The sequence below is a fragment of the Pseudomonas sp. NPDC088429 genome, assembly GCF_044753305.1.
GTDB lineage: Bacteria > Pseudomonadota > Gammaproteobacteria > Pseudomonadales > Pseudomonadaceae > Aquipseudomonas > Aquipseudomonas rustica.
This window is the reverse complement of the sequence record NZ_JBIVMX010000008.1, coordinates 84,264-105,420: the sequence shown is the minus strand read 5'-3', so window position 1 is coordinate 105,420 and position 21,157 is coordinate 84,264. Positions and strand designations below refer to the sequence as shown.

The following is a 21,157-nucleotide window of genomic DNA, read 5'->3' as shown; positions in this document are numbered from 1 at the left end:
AGAACAGAGGAAAGCGACATGTCTGACAAGCCTGGTTACCGTCGTCCGCAGGAAGGCACTCAGCCTGAGTACCTGCACCCGACCTATCAATCCACCAACCTGCGCTCGCCGTCGAAGCCGTTGGTGTTTCTGCCGCATTCGCTGTCGGAAATCACCGGGCCGACCATCGGCGCCGAACGTGTAGGCGACACCGATAACGACCTGACCGCCCAGCATGCAGGCGAGCCACAAGGCGAACGCATCATCATTCACGGCCGCGTGCTCGACGAAAACGGTCTGCCGGTGCCGGGGATTCTCGTGGAAATCTGGCAGGCCAACGCTGCCGGCCGCTACAACCACAAGCGCGACGTGCACGACGCGCCGCTCGACCCGAACTTCACCGGCACCGGCCGCACCGTGACCGACGCCGACGGCTGGTATCAGTTCCAGACCATCAAACCCGGCGCCTATCCGTGGGGCAACCACCACAACGCCTGGCGCCCGGCGCACATTCACTTTTCGCTGTTCGGGCCGAGCATTCTTACGCGCCTGGTCACGCAGATGTACTTCCCGGGTGACCCGCTGCTGGCCTACGACCCGATCTACAACTGCGTGCCGGACACTTCGGCCAAGGAACGCTTGATCGCCAGTTTCGATCTGGAAAAAACCATTCCGTCCTACGCCCTCGGTTATCGCTGGGACATCGTGCTGCGCGGGCGTGAAGCCACGCCGATGGAGAAATAAGATGACGCTGACTGCGACCACGTCCCACACCGTCGGGCCGTATTACCACATCGGCCTGACCTGGCTGAACCGCGAAGACCTCACCGTCGAACAAACCCTCGGCGAGCGCGTGGCGATCACCGGGCAAGTGGTGGATGGCAACGGCGATGTCGTCAACGACGCCATGCTCGAAGTCTGGCAGGCGAATGCTGCCGGCAAGTACGACCACCCGGAAGATGAGCAGGACAAAGCGCTCGATCCGAACTTCGAAGGCTTTGGCCGCGTGCCGGTGGATGCTGAAGGGCGCTTTCGCTTTACCACGATCAAACCGGGCACGGTTGAAGGGCTGAAGGGCTCGACCCAGGCGCCGCATTTGGTGGTGTTGGTGTTTGCCCGTGGCTTGGTGAAGCACTTGCTGACGCGGATCTACTTTGAAGGCGAGCCGGCCAACGTTGATGATCCGTTGCTCGAATGTGTGCCGGCTGAACGCCGCGCGACCTTGCTGGCGAAGAAGGATGCCTCGGGTGTTTATCAGTGGAATGTGATTCTGCAGGGCACTGATGCCGAGACGGTGTTCTTCGATTATTAAGATCAAAAGATCGCAGCCTGCGGCAGCTCCTGCATGATCGTTCCCACGCTCTGCGTGGGAACGCCGCCATGGACGCTCCGCGTCCACCGTGACGCGGAGCGTCACCGGATGCGTTACCACGCAGAGCGTGGGAACGATCAACAGGGGAATGCAGACCCATGTAGGAGCTGCCGAAGGCTGCGATCTTTTGATGTTTCGCCTTGTGGAACGGGACTGTTGCAAAGTATGTCTAGACTCTCACTGTCCCTATCGAGTGAAAAACAATGACAACGACCACCTCCCATTACACCGGCGAAGAGCGCAGCAAGCGCATCTTTGCCATTGTCGGCGCCTCGTCCGGCAACCTTGTCGAATGGTTCGACTTCTACGTCTACGCCTTTTGCGCGATCTATTTCGCTCCGGCGTTTTTCCCCTCCGATAACCCGACGGTGCAACTGGTCAACACGGCTGGCGTGTTCGCTGCCGGCTTCCTGATGCGTCCGATCGGTGGCTGGATTTTCGGCCGGATCGCTGACAAACACGGCCGCAAGAAATCCATGCTCATCTCGATTCTGATGATGTGCTTTGGCTCGCTGCTGATCGCTTGCCTGCCCACTTACAACAGCATTGGCGTCTGGGCGCCGATCCTGTTGCTGTTCGCGCGTCTGCTGCAAGGCCTGTCGGTCGGCGGGGAATACGGCGCCACCGCGACCTACATGAGCGAAGTCGCGCTCAAGGGCCAGCGCGGATTTTTCGCCTCGTTCCAGTACGTGACCTTGATCGGCGGGCAACTGCTGGCGGTGTCGCTGGTGGTGATCCTGCAACAGTTCCTCACCGAGGAAGATCTGCGTGCTTACGGCTGGCGGATTCCGTTTGTTGTGGGTGCAATTGCGGCGGTGATTTCGCTGTTCCTGCGTCGCTCGCTGAAAGAAACCACCAACAAGGAAACCCGCGAACACAAAGACGCCGGCAGCATCCGCGCGCTGTTCCGCGATCACAAAGCCGCGTTCATCACCGTGCTCGGTTACACCGCCGGTGGCTCGCTGATTTTCTACACCTTCACCACGTACATGCAGAAATATCTGGTGAACACCGCCGGCATGCACGCCAAGACCGCCAGCTACATCATGACCGGCGCGCTGTTCTTGTATATGTGCATGCAGCCGCTGTTCGGCATGCTCGCTGACAAGATCGGTCGACGTAATTCGATGCTCTGGTTCGGCGCGCTCGGCACGCTGTTCACCGTGCCGATTCTGTTGAGCCTGAAGAGCGTCAGCAGTCCGTTTCTGGCGTTTGTGTTGATCACCGTTGCGCTGGCGATCGTCAGTTTCTACACCTCGATCAGCGGTCTGGTGAAAGCCGAAATGTTCCCGCCGGAAGTCCGCGCCCTCGGCGTTGGTCTGGCGTACGCGGTGGCGAATGCGATCTTCGGCGGTTCGGCGGAATTCGTCGCCCTGAGCCTGAAGAACATCGGCATGGAAAACTCCTTCTACTGGTACGTGACGGCGATGATGGCGATCGCGTTCCTGTTCAGTCTGCGCTTGCCAAAACAAGCGGCGTATTTGCACCACGATCTCTAACCTGATGCGCGCGGGCCGTGATGGCCCGCGCCGGCAAGGATTTTTATGACTCAGCGACCGGGCAATCAATTGTTCGATGCCTACTTCACTGCCCGCGATATGCGTGAGGTGTTCTGCGATCAGGGCCGCGTGCAGGCGATGCTCGACTTCGAAGCGGCGCTGGCCCGGGCCGAGGCGCGGGTCGGCTTGATTCCGTCCACTGCGGTGGCGCCGATTGCGGCGGCTTGCAGCGCCGGTCTGTATGACTTCGCGGCACTGGGCGAGGCGATTGCCACGGCGGGTAATTCGGCGATTCCGCTGGTCAAGGCGTTGGGCAAACAGATTGCCGCGACCGATGCAGAAGCCGAGCGTTATGTGCATTTGGGCGCGACCAGTCAGGACGTGATGGATTCCGGGCTGGTGCTGCAATTGCGTCAGGCGCTGGAATTGATTGAAAGTGATCTGGCGCAATTGGCCGATTCGCTCGCCAGTCAGGCGCAACGTCATGCTGCGACGCCGCTGGCCGGACGCACCTGGCTGCAACATGCGACGCCGGTTACCCTCGGCATGAAAATCGCCGGATGGCTGGGCGCCGTGACTCGCAGCCGTCAGCGTCTGCGCGAACTCAAACCGCGTCTGCTGGTGCTGCAATTTGGCGGCGCCTCGGGGACGCTCGCGGCGTTGGGTGAGCAGGCGATGCCGATTGCCGAGGCGCTGGCCGAAGAACTGCAACTGACCTTGCCGGAACAACCGTGGCATACCCAGCGCGATCGCGTGGTGGAGTTCGGCGCGGTGCTCGGTTTGATCGCCGGCAGCCTCGGCAAATTCGGCCGCGACATCAGCCTGTTGATGCAGACCGAAGCCGCTGAGGTGTTCGAGCCTTCAGCGCCGGGCAAGGGCGGTTCGTCGACCATGCCGCACAAACGCAATCCGGTTGGCGCAGCGGTGTTGATCGGTGCGGCGACGCGTGTGCCGGGTCTGGTCTCGACGCTGTTCAGCGCGATGCCGCAGGAGCACGAACGCAGCCTCGGTTTGTGGCATGCCGAATGGGAAACCTTGCCGGAAATCTGCTGCCTGGTTTCCGGTTCGCTGCAACAGGCGAAATTGCTCGCTGAGGGTCTGGAAGTCGACGCTGAGCGCATGGCGCGCAACCTCGAACTGACCCAAGGGCTGGTGCTCGCCGAAGCGGTGAGCATCGTCCTCGCGCAACGGGTTGGCCGCGACACCGCGCATCATCTGCTCGAACAATGCTGCAAACGCGCGGTGGCCGAGCAGCGTCATTTGCGCGCCGTACTCGGTGACGAACCGCAAGTCACCGCCGAATTGAGCAGCGCTGAACTCGATCATCTTCTGAACCCCGCCCATTACCTCGGCCAGGCAAATACCTGGGTCGAGCGTGCGGTGGCCGAACACAACGCGTTGTCTGTCTGAAAGGAGAGGGCTGTGGCTTTCGTTCAACTCGCCGATGGCGAACTGCACTATCAAATAGAAGGCCCGGTCGATGCGCCGGTGCTGGTGCTGTCCAACTCGCTGGGCACCGATCTGCACATGTGGGACGTGCAGATGCCGGCGTTCACCGAGCATTTCCGCGTGCTGCGTTTCGACACCCGTGGTCACGGCAAATCACTGGTGACGCCGGGGCCGTACAGCATCGAGCAACTGGGTCACGACGTACTTGGTCTGCTGGATGCGCTGCACATCGATCGCGCGCATTTCTGCGGACTGTCGATGGGCGGCCTGATCGGCCAGTGGCTGGGGATCAATGCCGGGCATCGTCTGCACAAGCTGATCGTCTGCAACACGGCAGCCAAAATCGGTGATCCATCGGTGTGGAATCCGCGCATCGAAACCGTGCTGCGTGATGGCGCGGCGGCGATGGTTGCTCTGCGCGATGCATCCATTGCTCGCTGGTTTACCCCGGATTTTTCCGCTGCACATCCGGCCGCAGCCAAGCAGATTACCGACATGCTCGCGGCCACCTCGCCTGAGGGTTACGCGGCCAACTGCGCGGCGGTGCGTGATGCCGATTTCCGCGAGCAACTGGCTTCGATCAATGTGCCGTTGCTGGTGATTGCCGGCACCGAAGATGCGGTGACGCCGCCGGCCGGTGGGCACTTCATTCAGGAGCACGTGCGCGGTGCCGAGTACGCCGAGTTCTATGCGGCGCACCTGTCGAACGTGCAGGCCGGTGCTGATTTCAGTGATCGCGTATTGGCGTTTCTAAACGCCTGACAAGGGGATTTTCGTGGACGAGAAACAACGTTACGACGACGGCATGCAAGTGCGCCGCGCGGTGTTGGGCGATGCGCATGTCGATCGCAGCCTGACCACGCTGACCGAGTTCAACTCGGAATTTCAGGAGATGATCACCCGGCATGCCTGGGGCGATATCTGGACGCGTCCGGGCTTGCCTCGGCACACGCGCAGTTTGATTACCATCGCCATGCTGATCGGCATGAACCGCGAAGGCGAGCTGAAACTGCATTTGCGCGCGGCGGCGAATAATGGCGTGAGCCGCGGCGAGATCAAGGAAGTGATCATGCAGAGCGCGATTTACTGCGGGATTCCGGCGGCGAATGCGACGTTTCATTTGGCGGAATCGGTGTGGGATGAGTTAGGGGTTGAATCCCGCGAGTGACGGCTGAAACCGAAAAAGATCGCAGCCTTCGGCAGCTCCTACATTTGGAATGCGTTCCCCTGTAGGAGCTGCCGAAGGCTGCGATCTTTTGCTCTTCAAACCCTGGCGACAATAAATATCCGCTTGAACGCAAACAACGTATGCCCATCCGCCTCCTGCGGATACTGCGCATGCACCCGCATCAGATAGTGATAAATAAACCGCGCCTGCTCCGCTGAATCCAGCGCCTGCATCACCGGCCGCAGCGCCGAGACCTTCACCCAGTCATACACCGGCGATTTGCCGTCGACCACCTGCAACTGCTCGGTCTCCCAGATATCCAGCGATGTGGTCAACGGCGCCAGCAAACGGTAGTAATCCTCCAGCGCCAACAACGGCCGCGCCGCCATACGCTGGCGCAGTTCCGCCGTGCCCAATGGCGTGCCGCCGACACCGCCGTCTTCGAGGGTTTCCAGCATCAGCCGATACCACAACGCATCGCGCCAGTCCGGCATATGCGCGGCCAGGCAACCGCCGGCGTTGAGCTGGCCGAGCAGGCGCGGCAGCAGCGTTTCATGACCATCAATAAAGTGCAGCACGGCGGCGGCAAACAGCAGATCCGCCGGTTGTTCAGGCTGCCAGTCGAGCAGGTCGCACTGTTGCCATGAGGCGTTGATCGGCAAGCGGCGGGCCTCGTCGAGCATTTGCGCTGAACTGTCGATGCCCAGCAAGTGCGCCTGCGGCCAGCGCTCAGCCAACAAGCGGGTGGCGATGCCGGTGCCGCAACCGAGGTCAACCATACGTTTGGGATGGTGCAGGTCGACACGGTCGAGCAATTCATTGACCGGGCGTTGCCTGAGGCGGGAAAACTGCTGGTACGCCTTGGCGTTCCAGTCAGGTGCTGCTTCTTTGAGTCGGGTGATCATGAGGTCGTCCTCTGGTGATCAACAGTGTCTTCCGATGACAGCCTGGCTCAAGTCTTTAGGGGACCAACATCAACAGATAACGGAAGTGGGAAGGGGCGTACACCTGAGTCCTTCAGGTTTTTTAACTTTACCTGCCGGCCGGCAAATCACCACTCATCCAGACCAATGGCACAAATCCCTGTAGGAGCTGCCGCAGGCTGCGATCTTTTGATCTTGATCTTAAAAACAACATCAAAAGATCGCAGCCTTCGGCAGCTCCTACAGAGGCCGCAGGGATCAGATCCAACGCCATCAGGGTTGGATCGGTGTCTAGAGGAGGCTGATCGGGTAACTGACGATCAAACGATTCTCATCGAATTCGTTATTGCTGAAATCCCGGCGCATGGTCGAGTTGCGCCATCTGACGTTGAGATCCTTGAGCGTGCCGCTCTGCACGGTGTAGCCCAGTTCCGATTCGCGGCCCCATTCCTTGCCGTCAGTGATGGTGCCGGTGTGTACGTTGTCGCCGCTGATGTAGCGGTTCATCAGGGTCAGGCCGGGCACGCCCAACGCGGCGAAGTTGTAGTCGTGGCGCAGCTGCCACGAGCGTTCCTGCGCGTTGTCATAACTGGCGTTGTAACTGTCGTTGGCCAGCGTGCCGCCGCTGGTGCCGTTGACCCGCATCCACGCGCTGTCGCCGGTGAGTTTTTGCAGGCCGACGTAGAAGGTGTTGCCGCCGTATCGGGCCGAGAACATCCCCGACCAGGTCTTGTTGTCGAGATCGCCGGCGCGCGCGCTGCCGTCGTCCTTGCCGTAGAAGAAACCGAGGTTGGCGCCCAGCGTCCAGTCGCCCAGCGGTTGGCTGTGCGTCAGGTTGACGTATTGCTGGCTGTAGATGTCCTTGAGTTCAGCGTTCCATAAGCCGATCTGGGTGCGCTTGTCATTGAACACATATTCGCCGCCCTGAAAGTTGAATCGATCCGAGGTGAACGCCGCTTTGCCGGTCATCGACATGTCGCTCATGCTGCTGTCGTCGCGCGGGCTGTTGGCGCGGAACTGGCCGCCGTAGAGGGTCAGGCCGTCGATTTCTTTCGAGGTGATCTGGCCGCCACGAAAGGTTTGCGGCAGCGAGCGACCGTCGTCCGAACGCAGGATCGGCAGCACTGGCATCCATTCGCCGACCTTCACTTCGGTCTGGGAAAATTTGGCCTTGAACGCGACGTTGGTGCGCCCGAAGTTATCCGCCGGGCGCCCGTCGTGATCCAGCGGCAACAACTGCGTTCCGCCCGTGCCTTTGCCGCCATCGAGTTTCAACGAATACAAACCCAGCACGTCCATGCCGAAGCCGACGGTGCCTTGGGTGAAGCCGGATTTGGCGTCGAGGATGAAGTTCTGCGTCCACTCTTCAGCCTTGCCCTGCGCCTTGGTCGGGTTGGTGAAGTTGCGGTTGATGTAGAAGTTGCGCAGGTTGAGGTTGACCTTGGCCCCTTCAATAAACCCCGCTTCTTCAGCCGCGACGGGGAGGGCGGCACCCGCCAGGGCCAGGGCGATCAGGCCGGGAAATGCGTAGGGCGCAGGGGAGGTGGTCATAGCTGGGTCTCTCTTGTTTTTTTGAGGCAAACGGAATGCGCTGCGGCCGTTTTTGTGGCGCAGAAATGCGATGAGTTCAGGGGGCGGAGCGGCGGCGATCAGCCGGACGGAGCAGGGCGTGGGAGCATGTGGCGAACCTGTTGTTATTGGTTTTGTGGCTCGAATGGTGCGGGGGGCGGATGTTTTGATTCAATTGGTAAAAGCGGGTTTTGGGCGATTATCGAACAGCATTGAAGATCAAATGATCGCAGCCTTCGGCAGCTCCTACAGGGGATCGCATTTCAAATGCAGGAGCTGCCGAAGGCTGCGATCTTTTGATCTTCAGGCAACAAAAAGCCCACCAATCGGTGGGCTTCTTGTGTTCAGCAGATGATCAGAACAATCTCATCTTCGGCGCTTCTTCTTTCACCGGCTCGTTCTTCGCGGTTTGCGAATTCCAGCCGCCACCCAAAGCCTTGTACAGGTTGACCGCACTGGTCAGCTGCGCGAGGCGGTCGGTGATCAGCGCTTGTTGCGCGCTGAACAACTGACGCTGGGCATCGAGGAAGGTCAGGTTGCTGTCGACACCGATGCGGTAACGACGCTCGGCCAGGCGGTAGTAATCCTGGTTGGCCTGAACGAAGTCACGCTGCGCTTGCAGCTGCTCGGTGTAGGTCTGGCGGGCGGCCAGGCCGTCGGCGACTTCCTGGAAGGCGGTTTGAATCGACTTCTCGTAGTTCGCCACGCCAATGTCCTTCTGGATCTTGGCGTAGTCGAGGCTGGCGCGCAGGCTGCCGGCGTTGAAGATCGGCAGGTTGATCTGCGGCGAGAACAGCCACGTGCCCGAACCACCCTTGAACAGACCGGACAGATCCGGGCTCAGGGTGCCCGCGTTGGCGGTCAGGCTGATGCTCGGGAAGAACGCTGCACGGGCCGCGCCGATGTTGGCGTTGGCCGCTTTCAGGTTGTGCTCGGCTTGCAGAATGTCCGGACGACGTTGCAGCAGATCCGATGGCAGACCCGGCGGTACGTCGCTGAGCAGATCATCCGACAGCGGTTTGGCCGCTTGCAGGTTGGCCGGGATACCGGTGCCGAGCAGCAGGGTCAGGCTGTTTTCATCCTGAGCGACCTGGCGGGTGTAGCGCGCCAGTTGCGCACGGGCGTTTTCCACCGAGGTACGCGACTGCGCCAGATCCAGTGCCGAAGCGACACCGACTTCGTTGCTGCGGCTGGTCAGCTTGTAGCTTTCTTCAAAGGCACCGAGGGTGTCTTGGGTCAGCTTGAGCAGTTCCTTGTCCGCTTGCCAGGTCAGATAAGCATTGGCGACGCTGGCGACCAGACTGATCTGGGTGCTGCGACGCGCTTCTTCCGTGGCGAAGTATTGTTGCAGCGCTTGCTCGCTCAGGCTGCGAACGCGACCGAACAGGTCGAGTTCGTAGGCGCTGATGCCAACGGTGGCCGAGTACGAGCTGCTGATCATCGACTCGCCGGTCTGCGAAGCGCGCTCCGGAAGACGTTGACGGCTGCCGGAGCCATTGGCCGAAATCGCCGGGTACAAGTCAGCACGCTGAATACGGTATTGAGCCGCGTAAGCGTCGATGTTCAGTGCCGCGACACGCAGGTCGCGGTTGTTTTCCAGCGACACCTGGATCAGCTGTTGCAGGGCAGGGTCGTGGAAAAACTGCTTCCAGCCCTGCTCGGCAGCGGCTTGCGCCGGTGCCTGGGCCGGCGAGTACGCCGGCCCTTGCGGGTACTGGCCTGCGACCGGAGCCTCAGGCTGCTGATAATCAGGTATCAGCGAGCAACCGCTCAGCACGAAGGCGGCGACTGCGATGGAGAGTAGCGACTTGCTCATTGGCCAGCCTCTTTAGGAGTTTCTTTAGCTTCGTCATCTGGATCGGCGATTTTACGCTGGCCGATGGACGAAACCGTAACGAAGAACAGTGGAACCCAGAAGACCGCCAGGATCGTGGCTGTGAGCATACCGCCAATTACGCCGGTACCGATCGCGTGTTGGCTGCCCGAACCGGCACCGGTAGAGATCGCCAACGGTACAACACCGAGGACGAAGGCCAGCGACGTCATGATGATCGGTCGCAGACGCATGCGGCAGGCTTCGATCGCCGCATCACGCAGGCTACGCCCTTGTTCATGCAGTTCCTTGGCAAACTCGACGATCAGAATGGCGTTTTTAGCCGCCAGACCAATCGTCGTCAACAGACCCACCTGGAAGTACACGTCGTTGGACAGACCGCGCAGGCTGGTGGCCAGCAGCGCACCGATGATCCCCAGCGGCACCACGAGCATAACGGCGATCGGAATCGACCAGCTCTCGTACAGCGCCGCCAGACACAGGAACACCATCAGCAGCGACAGGGCGTACAGCGCTGGCGCTTGCGAACCGGACAGACGTTCTTCATACGACAGACCGGTCCAGGAGATACCGACACCCGCCGGCAGCTTCTTGGCGATCGCTTCGACTTCGGCCATCGCATCACCGGTGGAGTAACCCGGCGCCGGAGAACCGAGGATCTCCATCGCTTCTACACCGTTGTAACGCGCCAGCTTCGGCGAACCGTAGATCCACTCGCCCTTGGCGAATGCGGAGAACGGCACCATGGTCCCGGCGCTGTTGCGCACGTACCATTTCTTCATGTCTTCGGGGCTCATGCGAGCACCAGCCTGACCTTGCACGTACACCTTCTTCACCCGACCACGGTCGATGAAGTCGTTGACGTAGCTACTACCGAAGGAAATCGACAGGGTGCTGTTGATGTCGGAAATGCTCACACCCAGGGCGCGGGCTTTCTCGTCATCAATTTCCAGGTGGTATTGCGGCTCGTCGTTCAGGCCGTTCGGACGTACCTGGTAGAGCACCTTGCTCTGCGCGGCCAGACCGAGGAACTGGTTACGCGCTTCCATCAACTTGTCGTGACCGATACCGGCACGGTCTTGCAGGAACACGTCGAAACCGGTGGCGTTACCCAACTCCAGTACCGCTGGCGGGGCGAAAGCAAACACCATCGCGTCGCGGAAGGTGAAGAAGTGCTGCTGCGCACGCTGGGCGAGGGCAAACACGCTGTTGCTGGCGTCACGCTCGTCCCACGGTTTAAGCATGATGAACGCCAGACCCGAGCTCTGCCCACGACCGGCGAAGTTGAAGCCGTTCACGGTGAACACCGAGGCCACCGCACCGGACTCTTTCTCCAGCAGGTAGGAACGCATTTCGTCGATGACGACTTGGGTACGTTCAGCACTGGAACCGGCCGGGGTTTGCACCTGGGCGAACAGTACGCCCTGGTCTTCTTCCGGCAGGAACGCGGTCGGAATGCGCGTGAACAGCCAGATCATGCCAACCACGATCAGCAGGTACGCCAGCAGGTACGGGGCTTTGCGCGACAGCATGTTGCCAACGCCGCGCTCGTAGCTGCGAACGCCACGATCGAAGTTACGGTTGAACCAGCCAAAGAAGCCTTTTTTCGGTGTGCCGTGCTCGCCTTTCGGAATCGCCTTGAGCATGGTGGCGCAGAGCGCCGGGGTGAAGATCAGCGCAACCAATACCGACAGGGCCATGGCCGAGACGATGGTGATCGAGAACTGCTTGTAGATCACACCGGTGGAGCCGCTGAAGAACGCCATCGGCAGCAGTACCGCCGACAGCACCAGCGCAATACCGACCAGTGCGCCCTGGATCTGGCCCATGGACTTTTTGGTCGCTTCCTTCGGTGACAAGCCTTCTTCGCTCATCACCCGCTCGACGTTTTCCACCACAACGATGGCATCGTCCACCAGCAAGCCGATGGCCAACACCATACCGAACATGGTCAGGGTGTTGATGCTGAAACCGAACGCCGCGAGGATGCCGAAAGTACCGAGCAATACTACCGGCACGGTCATCGTGGTGATGACGGTGGCGCGGAAGTTTTGCAGGAACAGGAACATCACCAGGAATACCAGCACGATCGCTTCGACCAGGGTTTCAACCACACCCTTGATCGACTCGGTCACCACCGGGGTGGTGTCGTACGGGAACACCACTTCCATGCCTTCCGGGAAGAACGGCTTGAGCTCGTCAATCGTCTTGCGCAGGGCTTTGGCGGTGTCGAGGGCGTTGGCGCCGTTGGCCAGTTTCACCGCCAGACCGGACGACGGCTTGCCGTTGAACTGAGCCGAAATGGTCGAGTTTTCGCCACCCAGACCGACATCGGCGACGTCACCAATGCGAACTTGCGAACCGTCCTGATTGACCTTCAGCAGAATCGCCTTGAACTGCTCGGCAGTCTGCAGACGGGTCTTGCCGATGATCGTGGCGTTCAGTTGCTGGCCAGGCAGCGCCGGCAAACCGCCGAGCTGACCGGAGGAGACCTGGACGTTCTGCGCGGAAATCGCCGTGCTGACATCGCCCGGGGTCAGGTTGTACTTGTTCAACTTGGCCGGGTCGAGCCAGATGCGCATCGCGTACTGGGCACCGAAGACCTGGAAGTCACCGACACCGGCGGTACGCGAGATCGGATCCTGCATGTTCGACACGATGTAGTTGGACAAGTCGTCCTTGGTCATGCTGCCGTCACGCGATACCACGCCGATCACCAAGAGGAAGTTTTTCACTGCCTTGGTCACACGGATACCTTGTTGCTGCACTTCCTGCGGCAACAGCGGGGTGGCCAGGTTCAGCTTGTTCTGAACCTGAACCTGCGCGGTGTCGGAGTTGGTGCCTTGCTCGAAGGTCGCGGTGATGGTCATGCTGCCGTCGGAGTTACTTTCCGACGACACATAACGCAGGTTGTCGATACCGTTGAGCTGCTGCTCGATCACCTGAACCACGGTGTCCTGCACGGTTTGCGCCGAAGCGCCCGGGTAGGTCACGGAGATCGCAATGGCCGGTGGCGCAATGCTCGGGTACTGGTTGATCGGCAATTTCAGGATCGAAAGTGCCCCGACCAGCATGATCACCAGGGCAATTACCCAGGCGAAAATCGGACGGTCGATGAAGAATTTTGACATGAGTTACTCCCCTTTGCCGCCAGCGGCTTTGTCAGCAGGCTGAGCGGGGGCCGGGTTCTTTTTCGCTACGTTGGTGGCTTCGGTCGGGTTCACTTGCACGCCCGGACGAACGTATTGCAGGCCTTCGGTGATCAGACGATCGCCGGCTTTCAGGCCGTCTTCGATCAGCCACTGGCTACCGACGGTGCGGCTGGCCTTGAGCTGACGCAGCTCGACCTTGTTGTCGGCGCCAACCACCAGTGCGGTCGGGGTGCCTTTGAGGTCGCGGGTCACGCCTTGTTGCGGTGCCAGAATCGCTGCAGCGTTAACACCGGCCTGCAATTGAGCACGGACGAACATGCCCGGTAGCAGGGTGTGATCCGGGTTCGGGAACACGGCGCGCAGGGTCACGGAACCGGTAGTCGGGTCGACCGAGACTTCGGAGAATTCCAGCTTACCGTCGAGCTTGTACTGGCTGCCGTCTTCCAGGGTCAGTTTGACCGCTGCCGAGTTCTCGCCGGATTTTTGCAGACGACCGCTTTCCAGCTCGCGGCGCAGTTCCAGCAATTCAACCGAGGACTGGGTCACGTCGACGTAAATCGGATCCAGCTGCTGGATCGTTGCCATCGCATCGGTCTGGCCATTGTTGACCAGTGCACCTTCGGTGACCGAAGAGCGACCGATACGGCCGGAGATCGGCGCGTACACCTTGGTGTAACGCACGTTGATCTGCGCGCTCTGCAGCGACGCTTCCGATTCCATGCGGTTGGACACGGCGGTGTCGTATTCCTGACGGCTGACGGCTTGTTCATCGACCAGCTGCTTGTAGCGATCGGAGATCGACTTGGTCGAACGCAGGTTGGCTTCGGCGCTTTTCAGGGTCGCTTCGTACACGGCGGGATCGATCTGATACAGCTGCTGGCCGGCTTTGACGTCGCCACCTTCCTTGAACAGACGCTTGAGAATGATGCCGTTGACCTGTGGTCGAACTTCGGCAACGCGGAACGCGCTGGTGCGGCCCGGCAGTTCCGAGGTGAGGGTAAAGGCTTGTGGTTGCAGGGTAACGACGCCGACCTGAGGGGGCGGAGCGGCCGGTGCCGCTTCTTCCTTTTTACATCCGCTGAGCAGCGATGCCAGGGCGACGGCAGTGACCAGAGCGGTAACAGCTGGCTTGAATTGCATGAAAATCCTCGGGTCAGGCGCGCAAAAAGCGCACAAGAAGTGTGGAAGGGTAAAAAAAGGGTACCGGGTGGATAAGTAGCTTGCTAAGGAATATACTTACGTTCATGGTTGTTTGTAAACACCTTGGCGTCGTACCCACCCTGTTACAAAAGTCGTCGCAAGGTAAGAAATTGTAGGCCGGGGAGCCGATCCGCGAGAGATCACCCCCTCTTTATTCAGCGGATATTCAGCCATCCCTGAAACATCCTGTTTGAGGTTTTACTGCCATGGTCCGTCGTACCAAAGAGGAAGCTCAGGAAACCCGCAGCCAGATTCTGGAAGCGGCGGAGAAAGCCTTTTATGAAAGGGGCGTCGCTCGTACGACGCTGGCGGACATCGCGACCCTTGCCGGCGTCACGCGTGGCGCTATTTATTGGCATTTCAGCAATAAAGCCGACCTGCTTCAGGCCATGCTCGACACCCTGCACGAAACGCTGGATGAACTGGCCAAGGCCAGTGAAAGCGAGGACGAACTCGACCCGCTGGGCTGCATGCGCAAGCTGTTGATTCATTTGTTTCATCAAATTGCACTGGACCCGAAAACCCGGCGTATCAACGAAATTCTGTTTCATAAGTGCGAATTCACCGATGAAATGTGCGATTTGCGCCAGCAGCGCCGGACGGCCAGCCTCGAATGCAACGATCGCATCGGGCTGACCCTGCGTAATGCGGTGAATCGCGGTCAGTTGCCGGAAGATCTCGACACTGCCCGCGCGGCCATCAGCATTCATGCCTATATTGATGGCCTCCTGTACGGATGGCTTCTGGCACCGGACAGCTTTGAGCTGCATGCCGAGGCCGAGCGTTGGGTCGATACAGGGTTGGATATGCTGCGCCTGAGCCCTAGCCTGCGCAAATGAAACAAAATGCGTAATTAGCACAGCTTATGTCAATTGGCGCGGGCGAAAACGCCGTTTTTCACCCGCGCGGTGCAAAACAGGCTGCTTTTATATACGTATAGGCTTTCCGATGACAGCCAGCGGGCTACGTATTTTGTAGGGAATTTGTTTCGATCACGTTAATCACGGGTGCGCTTTACCTGGTCGGGTGGTTATCGGGCCGGATTTCTGGAAAGCGGCATTTGGCCGGATTGAACTGAAACACTATGGCCGCTTTAACTGATGCTGATGATCACACTGTAGCTGTAAGGTTTTTCGGATTGCTGTCGCGATATCCTGGATGTTACTTTGATTGGACTGGTATTTAGCACGACAGCGCTGTGACGTCGATCAGGTACTTCCTGTGGGTTGAAACTAAACGGGTCGTACGGCTTGTTGATTTTTAAAGATGTCGAGAACTCAAAAGTTTCATGTTCGCTTGCAAAAGTAAAATCATGATCTACTTTTGTCGAACGCGTCGATTTTCCGCCTATGCGTTTAGGTATTTCACTGCGAAGTATGAACGAAGAGTATTGGAAGGGTTCGATTGTATAATCTTCCAGATCATGTTCGCTGGTGTCCCAGCTGGAACCGGTGAGCTTGAATGTGCGGTAGGCACCGTTATAGATGTATACGATGACACTGGTGTGGGATTTGATTCGGCTTACTGCATTCCAGTCTTCCAGCTCCTGCCGTTGGGTTTCTTTGACGAGCTCCTTGAAACGGTTTCTTGTTTTCTGTTCGGTCTCGAAGATGGCCGATAGGTTGTTGGATAATTCTTCAAAGCTTGAAGATAAGGAAAGAGACTGGAAGAAGTGGTTGATGCTTTGAATCAATTCTTCAGAAGAGTTTAATTTGTCCAGTGTTGATTGTTCCGAAGTCTCTGTCGGGCTGTTGTTTTCCATGATGCAAACACCTTTGGTTGATTTGAGTGATAGAAAATATCAGGCATTTTTCAAACTTTCCTGTTAGCTGTGTAATGGTTGATTTCGTAATGTAAGACGTTAATTCAATAAAAAGCCCCGGCTCTTTCGAGTCGGGGCTTTTGGGCTTTGACGATATTACTTACAACGTCGGATAGTCGATGTAACCGACCGGCCCCTTAGCGTAGAACAACTCCGGACGCGCTTCATTCAACGGCGCATCAGCCTGCAAACGCGCCGGCAGATCCGGGTTGGCAATAAACGGCACGCCAAACGCCACAGCGTCAGCCTTGCCACTCGCCAGCCACGCGTTGGCGCTGTCCTTGGTGAAGCGTTCGTTGGCGATGTACGGGCCACCGAAAGCTTCTTTCAGTTGCGGGCCGAGACTGTCGGCGCCTTCTTTCTCACGGGAGCAGATGAACGCGATACCGCGCTTGCCCAGCTCACGCGCGACGTAGGTGAAGGTTTCGGCGAGGTTGTCGTCGCCCATGTCATGGGAGTCGGCGCGTGGTGCCAGGTGCACACCGACGCGGCCAGCGCCCCAGACTTCGATCGCAGCGTCAGTCACTTCCAGCAACAGGCGCGCACGGTTTTCCAGGGAGCCGCCGTAGTTATCGGTGCGCTGGTTGGTGCTGCTTTGCAGGAACTGGTCGAGCAGGTAACCGTTGGCGCCGTGGATTTCCACGCCGTCAAAACCGGCGGCTTTGGCGTTCTCGGCACCGGTGCGGTAGGCGTCGACGATGTCGGCGATTTCAGCGGTTTCCAGTGCGCGCGGAGTCGGGTAGTCGGCCATTGGACGAACCAGGCTGACGTGACCTTTTGGCTGGATGGCGCTCGGGGCGACCGGCGCTTCACCGTTGAGGTACGACGGATGGGAGACGCGGCCGACGTGCCACAGTTGCAGGAAGATCTTGCCGCCAGCGCCGTGAATGGCTTTGGTCACATTGGACCAGCCGCGCACTTGGTCGTTGGACCAGATGCCCGGGGTGTCCGGATAGCCCACGCCCATTGGCGTTACCGAAGTGGCTTCGCTGAGGATCAGGCCGGCGGAAGCGCGCTGTACATAATATTCAGCCATCAGCGCGTTCGGTACGCGGCCTTCATCGGCGCGGCAGCGGGTCAGCGGGGCCATGATGATGCGGTTGGCCAGTTCGACGTCGCCGAGTTTGATGGGATCAAAAATAGTTGCCATGTCTACAACCCTCGTAAAAGTGAAAGTTAATCAGTGAGTCGCGGGGGCCAGATCGGCATTGCCGTTCTGGCGGAAAGTAATCAGGGTCACCAACAGCGCCAGTACCGCGAGGGCACCGCCGGCGAGCGGCACGCTGGTCAGGCCGTAACCGTGGGCGATGACGCTGCCGCCGACCCAGGCGCCGAGGGCGTTGCCGACGTTGAAAGCGCCGATGTTCAGGGTCGACACCAGGTTCGGTGCGGCTTTGCCGAAGGTCACCACGTTGACTTGCAGGGCCGGCACGGCGGCGAAGCAGGCGACAGCCCAAAGGAACAGGGTGATTTCAGACGGAATCAGCGCGACGCTGGTCCAGGTCAGCACGGTGGAGATCACCGCCATGGCGATGAACACGCCGATCAACGTGGCGGCCATGCCTTTGTCGGCGAGTTTGCCGCCGATGATGTTGCCGACAGTCAGACCGAGGCCGATCAACATCAGCGTCCAGGTCACGCCACGCGGCGAGACGCCGGTGACTTCGCCAAGCAGCGGAGCCACATAAGTGAACACGGTGAAGACGGACGCGGCGAACAGCGCGGTCATGCTCAGCGACAGCCAGATGCCCGCACCTTTGAGGGCGGCGAGTTCGGCGCGCATGTCGAGTTTTTCTTCGTCGCGCTTGGCCGGCAGGAAGCGGATCAGGCCGATCAGCGCGATCACGCCAATCACGGTCACCGCCCAGAAAGTCGAGCGCCAGCCGTATTGCTGACCCAGCGCAGTGCCCAGTGGAACGCCAAGCACGTTGGCCAGCGTCAGACCTGTGAACATCAATGCGACGGCGGAAGCGCGTTTGTTGGCCGGCACCAGATTGGCGGCAACGACCGAACCGATACCGAAGAAAGCGCCGTGGCAGAGGGCCGTGACTACACGGGCGAACATCAACACGTTGTAGTCACTGGCGATGGCGCAGAGCAGGTTGCCGACAATAAAGATGCCCATCAATGCGACCAGTGCCGCCTTGCGCGGCAGTTTGGCGGTGGCCAGTGCCATGAACGGCGCACCGATGGCCACGCCCAAGGCGTAACCAGTCACCAGCCAGCCGGCGCCGGGGATCGACACACCGAGGTCGGCCGCCACATCGGGCAACAGGCCCATGATGACGAATTCGGTGGTGCCGATGGCAAAGGCGCTCAAGGCGAGGATGAGTAGCGAGAGGGGCATGCGGGTTTCCTTGTCGGCTGGCTGACGTTAAGGGTCAGAGCTCTTTACTGAGGGTGCTGAGGAACGCCTGGATCACGTCCTCGTTACGTTTGAAAAAGTGCCACTGCCCGGCCTTCTGGCTGCTGATCAGCCCAGCGCGTTGCAACGTCGCGAGGTGGGCAGAAACGGTCGACTGCGACAGGCCACAGCGCTGATCGATCTGCCCGGCGCAAATGCCGTACTCGTGGTTGTGCAACTGTTCCGGGAATTCGCCTTTCGGGTCTTTCAGCCAGTTGAGGATGTCTCGCCGTACTGGGTGCGCCAGGGCTTTTATTATTTCGTCGAGGTCAAGGTTCATGGCAGGGGCTCGGTTGTGTACAACGCAATATCGCGATGAGGCGAACTTTAAATTGGTATTTCGCGATATACCAATATGATTTCGGTCTGATGACCTCTTAAATCGGTATATCGGGTTATAACGATATGGTGAGGTGTCGATTGCAGGGCGCGGTGCTAAGCTGCGCTCATGAACTATCTCGCACATTTGCACCTCGGTGGCCAGCGCCCCGGGCAATTACTCGGCAGCCTGTATGGCGACTTCGTCAAAGGGCGGCTGCAAGGGCAGTTTGCGCCGGAGGTGGAAGCGGCGATTCAGCTGCATCGACGGATTGACGTGTTTACCGATCGCCATCCCTTGGTGGATGTCGCGTTGGGGCGGTTTACCGAAACGCGGCGGCGTTATGCCGGGATCGTGCTTGATGTGTTTTTTGATCATTGTCTGGCGCGGGATTGGACGTTGTATGCCGATCAGCCGCTGGAGGTTTTCACGGCTGATGTGTATCGGGTGCTGACTCACGAGCGGGAATTGCCCGAGCGACTGGCGAAGATTGCGCCGCACATGGTCGCCAATGACTGGTTGGGTTCGTATCAGGAATTTGAAGTGCTGGAACAGGTGTTGCGCGGGATCTCGCGGCGGTTGAGCCGGCCCGAGGAACTGGCGGGGGCGATGCAGGAGTTGCGGCGGTTGTATGAGCCGTTGAGTGAAGACTTCAGATTGTTCTACCCACATCTCCAGGACTTCGCCCAAAACCCCCAGACACCGAATATCTAATGTAGGAGTGAGCCTGCTCGCGATAGCGGTGGGTCAGTCACGTTGATGTTGCCTGATGTACCGCTATCGCGAGCAGGCTCACTCCTACAGGGGATTTGTGTTTCAGGCAGTTCTCCAGGATTTTGCTGGGTTGCGGGATTAAGCAAGATCAAAAGATCGCAGCCTTCGGCAGCTCCTACAAGGATCGGTGTAGGAGCTGCCGAAGGCTGCGATCTTTTGCTTTTCAAGCGGCGATCAGGTCGCCGGTGCGACGCGGTTCGGCAGGTTTCGCCACCTCACCAAACAACACCTTCTGCACCGCCTGCTGCGCTTCAAACGCCAGCGCCGCACGCTCGCGCCCCTGACAGGCAATCGGCTTGAGCAGGTGCACTTCAACGTCGCCGCAATCATTGCTGAACAAACGCATCAAGTGCGACAGCAAATCATCGTCACCAATAAACGGCGCCAGCGCATCGATTTCGCCGTCGCGCAGATAACGAATCGCCACCGGTTGCAGCATCACCTCCGAATCAATCGCCGCCGACAGCAAGCGACCGTGAAAGGTGCGCAGCGAGCGGCCATCCGTGGTGGTGCCTTCCGGGAACATCAGCAACGGATGCGCGGTTTGCAGGTGACGGGTCATTTGCTTGCGAATCAACTGGCTGTCGCCCGAACCGCGACGGATAAACAGACTGCCAGCCTTCGCCGCGAGCCAACCGGCGACCGGCCAGGTGCGCACTTCAGCCTTGGACAGAAACGACAGCGGCGTGAGCATGCCGAGCAGCGGAATATCCGTCCACGACACATGATTGCTCACCCACAACATCGGCTGCTTCGGCAGCTCGCCGTGCACGGTCACGCGAAAGGGCAGGGCATTGCCCAAGCGCGCCATGAAAAAGCGCGACCAACGCTGGCGACGTTCCATCGAATGCGCCAGACCAATCCGTTCAAAAATGCCGAAGACACCGGCCATGGTCAGCCCCAGTGTCACCACGATCAGCACTCGCGCAATCCGCGCGTACACCCGCAACCGGCTCATCACACGGCCGCCTTGAAGTGCTTGGCGTAGCGCGGGCAGAGTTCGTCGCGCTTGAGCAGGATGAACACGTCGGCGACCTGGAAATCTTCGTCCCAGCATGGCTCGCCGCAGATCTTCGCGCCCAGACGCATGTAGGCCTTGAGCAGCGGCGGCATTTCCGCGATCACGTTCGATGGAATATCCAGCGTCGGCAGCGGTTTTTTCGGCTCGGCGCGCAGGTGTTCGGTGCACAGATAACGTTCGCGCAGACGCTGCATGATCGCGTGCGCCTGCACGCCGCCGTCCTGCATCGGGATGCTCGCGCAGCCCATCAGATAGCTGTAGCCGCCCTGATTCAACACCTCGGCCAACTCGCCCCACAACACGGCGATGGTGCCGCCATTGCGGTACGCCGGGTCGACGCAGGTGCGGCCGATTTCGAGGATCGGGCCTTGCAGATGCGCGAGGCCGTGCAGTCTGAATTCTTCTTCGCTGTAGAACTTGCCGAGGCTGCTGGCGGCGGTGTGATCGAGTAAACGCGTGGTCGCCACCAAACGGCCGGTGTTCAAATCGCGCACGCCGATGTGGCTGCAGTGAACATCATAATCATCCATGTCCAGACCCAGTTCCGCGCCTTTCAGCTTGGCGTTGAATTCGCCGCTGAACACGTTGAATCGCAGGGCCTGGGCTTGCTGCAAGGCCTCGGCGCCGATCAGGCGTTCGGCTTGCAGGCGGCGTTCATTGCCGGTGTCGCTC

General features: G+C 59.5%; 19 protein-coding genes. 8 read left to right on the top strand and 11 right to left on the bottom strand.

Annotated elements, in window-relative coordinates; all coding sequences use genetic code 11:
• Positions 1 to 18 precede the first annotated feature (18 nt).
• The 6 genes from pcaH to pcaC all read left to right on the top strand — a co-directional run bounded on the left by pcaH (position 19) and on the right by pcaC (position 5,467).
• The gene (gene pcaH / locus ACIP66_RS07600; protein ID WP_053117867.1) at positions 19 to 723 is read left to right on the top strand and encodes a protocatechuate 3,4-dioxygenase subunit beta; all 705 of its coding nucleotides are present in this window, start codon (positions 19 to 21) and stop codon (positions 721 to 723) included.
• A 1-nt stretch (position 724) separates the two neighbouring features.
• A complete protein-coding gene (gene pcaG / locus ACIP66_RS07595; protein WP_400646759.1) occupies positions 725 to 1,291 on the top strand; it encodes a protocatechuate 3,4-dioxygenase subunit alpha in 567 nt (188 codons plus the stop codon).
• Positions 1,292 to 1,554: 263 nt separating this feature from the next.
• A complete protein-coding gene (locus ACIP66_RS07590) occupies positions 1,555 to 2,850 on the top strand; it encodes an MFS family transporter (RefSeq protein ID WP_053117871.1) in 1,296 nt (431 codons plus the stop codon).
• 45 nt (positions 2,851 to 2,895) lie between these two features.
• Positions 2,896 to 4,260 carry a 3-carboxy-cis,cis-muconate cycloisomerase gene (locus tag ACIP66_RS07585; protein WP_400646756.1) on the top strand — a complete coding sequence of 455 codons (1,365 nt, stop codon included), beginning with the start codon at positions 2,896 to 2,898 and terminating at the stop codon, positions 4,258 to 4,260.
• A gap of 12 nt (positions 4,261 to 4,272) precedes the next feature.
• Positions 4,273 to 5,061: a 3-oxoadipate enol-lactonase gene (gene pcaD, locus ACIP66_RS07580; protein WP_400646753.1), complete on the top strand. Its 789-nt coding sequence runs from the start codon at positions 4,273 to 4,275 to the stop codon at positions 5,059 to 5,061.
• 13 nt (positions 5,062 to 5,074) lie between these two features.
• Complete coding sequence (gene pcaC, locus ACIP66_RS07575; RefSeq protein ID WP_025110738.1) at positions 5,075 to 5,467, top strand: 4-carboxymuconolactone decarboxylase; 393 nt, start codon at positions 5,075 to 5,077, stop codon at positions 5,465 to 5,467.
• Between the two features lie 95 nt (positions 5,468 to 5,562).
• Here the strand turns inward: pcaC and ACIP66_RS07570 are convergent, their stop codons facing one another.
• The 5 genes from ACIP66_RS07570 to ACIP66_RS07550 all read right to left on the bottom strand — a co-directional run bounded on the left by ACIP66_RS07570 (position 5,563) and on the right by ACIP66_RS07550 (position 14,085).
• Entirely contained in the window at positions 5,563 to 6,372 is an 810-nt protein-coding gene (locus tag ACIP66_RS07570; RefSeq protein ID WP_400646750.1) for a methyltransferase domain-containing protein, read from the bottom strand.
• Positions 6,373 to 6,681: 309 nt separating this feature from the next.
• Positions 6,682 to 7,941 carry an OprD family porin gene (locus tag ACIP66_RS07565; RefSeq protein ID WP_400646748.1) on the bottom strand — a complete coding sequence of 420 codons (1,260 nt, stop codon included), beginning with the start codon at positions 7,939 to 7,941 and terminating at the stop codon, positions 6,682 to 6,684.
• A 373-nt stretch (positions 7,942 to 8,314) separates the two neighbouring features.
• Positions 8,315 to 9,775 carry an efflux RND transporter outer membrane subunit EmhC gene (emhC, locus tag ACIP66_RS07560; protein WP_053117884.1) on the bottom strand — a complete coding sequence of 487 codons (1,461 nt, stop codon included), beginning with the start codon at positions 9,773 to 9,775 and terminating at the stop codon, positions 8,315 to 8,317.
• Positions 9,772 to 12,924: an efflux RND transporter permease subunit EmhB gene (emhB, locus tag ACIP66_RS07555; RefSeq protein ID WP_400646744.1), complete on the bottom strand. Its 3,153-nt coding sequence runs from the start codon at positions 12,922 to 12,924 to the stop codon at positions 9,772 to 9,774. The genes emhC and emhB overlap by 4 nt, the downstream gene beginning before the upstream one ends.
• A 3-nt stretch (positions 12,925 to 12,927) precedes the next feature.
• Entirely contained in the window at positions 12,928 to 14,085 is a 1,158-nt protein-coding gene (locus ACIP66_RS07550; RefSeq protein ID WP_053117889.1) for an efflux RND transporter periplasmic adaptor subunit, read from the bottom strand.
• A gap of 266 nt (positions 14,086 to 14,351) precedes the next feature.
• On the opposite strand from ACIP66_RS07550, the gene emhR reads away from it, so the two are divergent.
• Positions 14,352 to 14,984 carry an efflux system transcriptional repressor EmhR gene (gene emhR / locus ACIP66_RS07545; RefSeq protein WP_053117891.1) on the top strand — a complete coding sequence of 211 codons (633 nt, stop codon included), beginning with the start codon at positions 14,352 to 14,354 and terminating at the stop codon, positions 14,982 to 14,984.
• Positions 14,985 to 15,238: 254 nt separating this feature from the next.
• Here the strand turns inward: emhR and ACIP66_RS07540 are convergent, their stop codons facing one another.
• The 4 genes from ACIP66_RS07540 to ACIP66_RS07525 all read right to left on the bottom strand — a co-directional run bounded on the left by ACIP66_RS07540 (position 15,239) and on the right by ACIP66_RS07525 (position 18,651).
• The gene (locus ACIP66_RS07540) at positions 15,239 to 15,907 is read right to left on the bottom strand and encodes a hypothetical protein (protein ID WP_400646742.1); all 669 of its coding nucleotides are present in this window, start codon (positions 15,905 to 15,907) and stop codon (positions 15,239 to 15,241) included.
• A gap of 160 nt (positions 15,908 to 16,067) precedes the next feature.
• Positions 16,068 to 17,117: an alkene reductase gene (locus ACIP66_RS07535; protein ID WP_053117895.1), complete on the bottom strand. Its 1,050-nt coding sequence runs from the start codon at positions 17,115 to 17,117 to the stop codon at positions 16,068 to 16,070.
• A 30-nt stretch (positions 17,118 to 17,147) separates the two neighbouring features.
• On the bottom strand, positions 17,148 to 18,314 hold the full coding sequence (locus ACIP66_RS07530) for an MFS transporter (RefSeq protein WP_400646739.1): 1,167 nt from the start codon (positions 18,312 to 18,314) through the stop codon (positions 17,148 to 17,150).
• Between the two features lie 34 nt (positions 18,315 to 18,348).
• On the bottom strand, positions 18,349 to 18,651 hold the full coding sequence (locus ACIP66_RS07525) for a helix-turn-helix transcriptional regulator (RefSeq protein ID WP_016771327.1): 303 nt from the start codon (positions 18,649 to 18,651) through the stop codon (positions 18,349 to 18,351).
• A gap of 168 nt (positions 18,652 to 18,819) precedes the next feature.
• On the opposite strand from ACIP66_RS07525, the gene ACIP66_RS07520 reads away from it, so the two are divergent.
• Entirely contained in the window at positions 18,820 to 19,404 is a 585-nt protein-coding gene (locus ACIP66_RS07520) for an ACP phosphodiesterase (RefSeq protein ID WP_400646736.1), read from the top strand.
• A gap of 223 nt (positions 19,405 to 19,627) precedes the next feature.
• On the opposite strand, the gene ACIP66_RS07515 is transcribed toward ACIP66_RS07520, so the two are convergent.
• Together ACIP66_RS07515 and olsB are read right to left on the bottom strand one after the other, a co-directional pair.
• Entirely contained in the window at positions 19,628 to 20,422 is a 795-nt protein-coding gene (locus ACIP66_RS07515; protein ID WP_400646733.1) for a lysophospholipid acyltransferase family protein, read from the bottom strand.
• Complete coding sequence (gene olsB, locus ACIP66_RS07510) at positions 20,422 to 21,132, bottom strand: L-ornithine N(alpha)-acyltransferase (RefSeq protein ID WP_400646790.1); 711 nt, start codon at positions 21,130 to 21,132, stop codon at positions 20,422 to 20,424. The genes ACIP66_RS07515 and olsB overlap by 1 nt, the downstream gene beginning before the upstream one ends.
• Between the last annotated feature and the right edge of the window lie 25 nt (positions 21,133 to 21,157).

Bases quoted from the DNA above. Each gene is read 5' to 3' on its own strand.
- pcaH (WP_053117867.1), top strand. From the start codon at position 19: ATGTCTGACAAGCCTGGTTACCGTCGTCCGCAGGAAGGCACTCAGCCT.
- pcaG (WP_400646759.1), top strand. From the start codon at position 725: ATGACGCTGACTGCGACCACGTCCCACACCGTCGGGCCGTATTACCAC.
- ACIP66_RS07590 (WP_053117871.1), top strand. From the start codon at position 1,555: ATGACAACGACCACCTCCCATTACACCGGCGAAGAGCGCAGCAAGCGC.
- ACIP66_RS07585 (WP_400646756.1), top strand. From the start codon at position 2,896: ATGACTCAGCGACCGGGCAATCAATTGTTCGATGCCTACTTCACTGCC.
- ACIP66_RS07570 (WP_400646750.1), bottom strand. From the start codon at position 6,372: ATGATCACCCGACTCAAAGAAGCAGCACCTGACTGGAACGCCAAGGCG.
- ACIP66_RS07565 (WP_400646748.1), bottom strand. From the start codon at position 7,941: ATGACCACCTCCCCTGCGCCCTACGCATTTCCCGGCCTGATCGCCCTG.
- emhC (WP_053117884.1), bottom strand. From the start codon at position 9,775: ATGAGCAAGTCGCTACTCTCCATCGCAGTCGCCGCCTTCGTGCTGAGC.
- emhB (WP_400646744.1), bottom strand. From the start codon at position 12,924: ATGTCAAAATTCTTCATCGACCGTCCGATTTTCGCCTGGGTAATTGCC.
- ACIP66_RS07550 (WP_053117889.1), bottom strand. From the start codon at position 14,085: ATGCAATTCAAGCCAGCTGTTACCGCTCTGGTCACTGCCGTCGCCCTG.
- emhR (WP_053117891.1), top strand. From the start codon at position 14,352: ATGGTCCGTCGTACCAAAGAGGAAGCTCAGGAAACCCGCAGCCAGATT.
- ACIP66_RS07540 (WP_400646742.1), bottom strand. From the start codon at position 15,907: ATGGAAAACAACAGCCCGACAGAGACTTCGGAACAATCAACACTGGAC.
- ACIP66_RS07535 (WP_053117895.1), bottom strand. From the start codon at position 17,117: ATGGCAACTATTTTTGATCCCATCAAACTCGGCGACGTCGAACTGGCC.
- ACIP66_RS07530 (WP_400646739.1), bottom strand. From the start codon at position 18,314: ATGCCCCTCTCGCTACTCATCCTCGCCTTGAGCGCCTTTGCCATCGGC.
- ACIP66_RS07525 (WP_016771327.1), bottom strand. From the start codon at position 18,651: ATGAACCTTGACCTCGACGAAATAATAAAAGCCCTGGCGCACCCAGTA.
- ACIP66_RS07520 (WP_400646736.1), top strand. From the start codon at position 18,820: ATGAACTATCTCGCACATTTGCACCTCGGTGGCCAGCGCCCCGGGCAA.
- ACIP66_RS07515 (WP_400646733.1), bottom strand. From the start codon at position 20,422: ATGAGCCGGTTGCGGGTGTACGCGCGGATTGCGCGAGTGCTGATCGTG.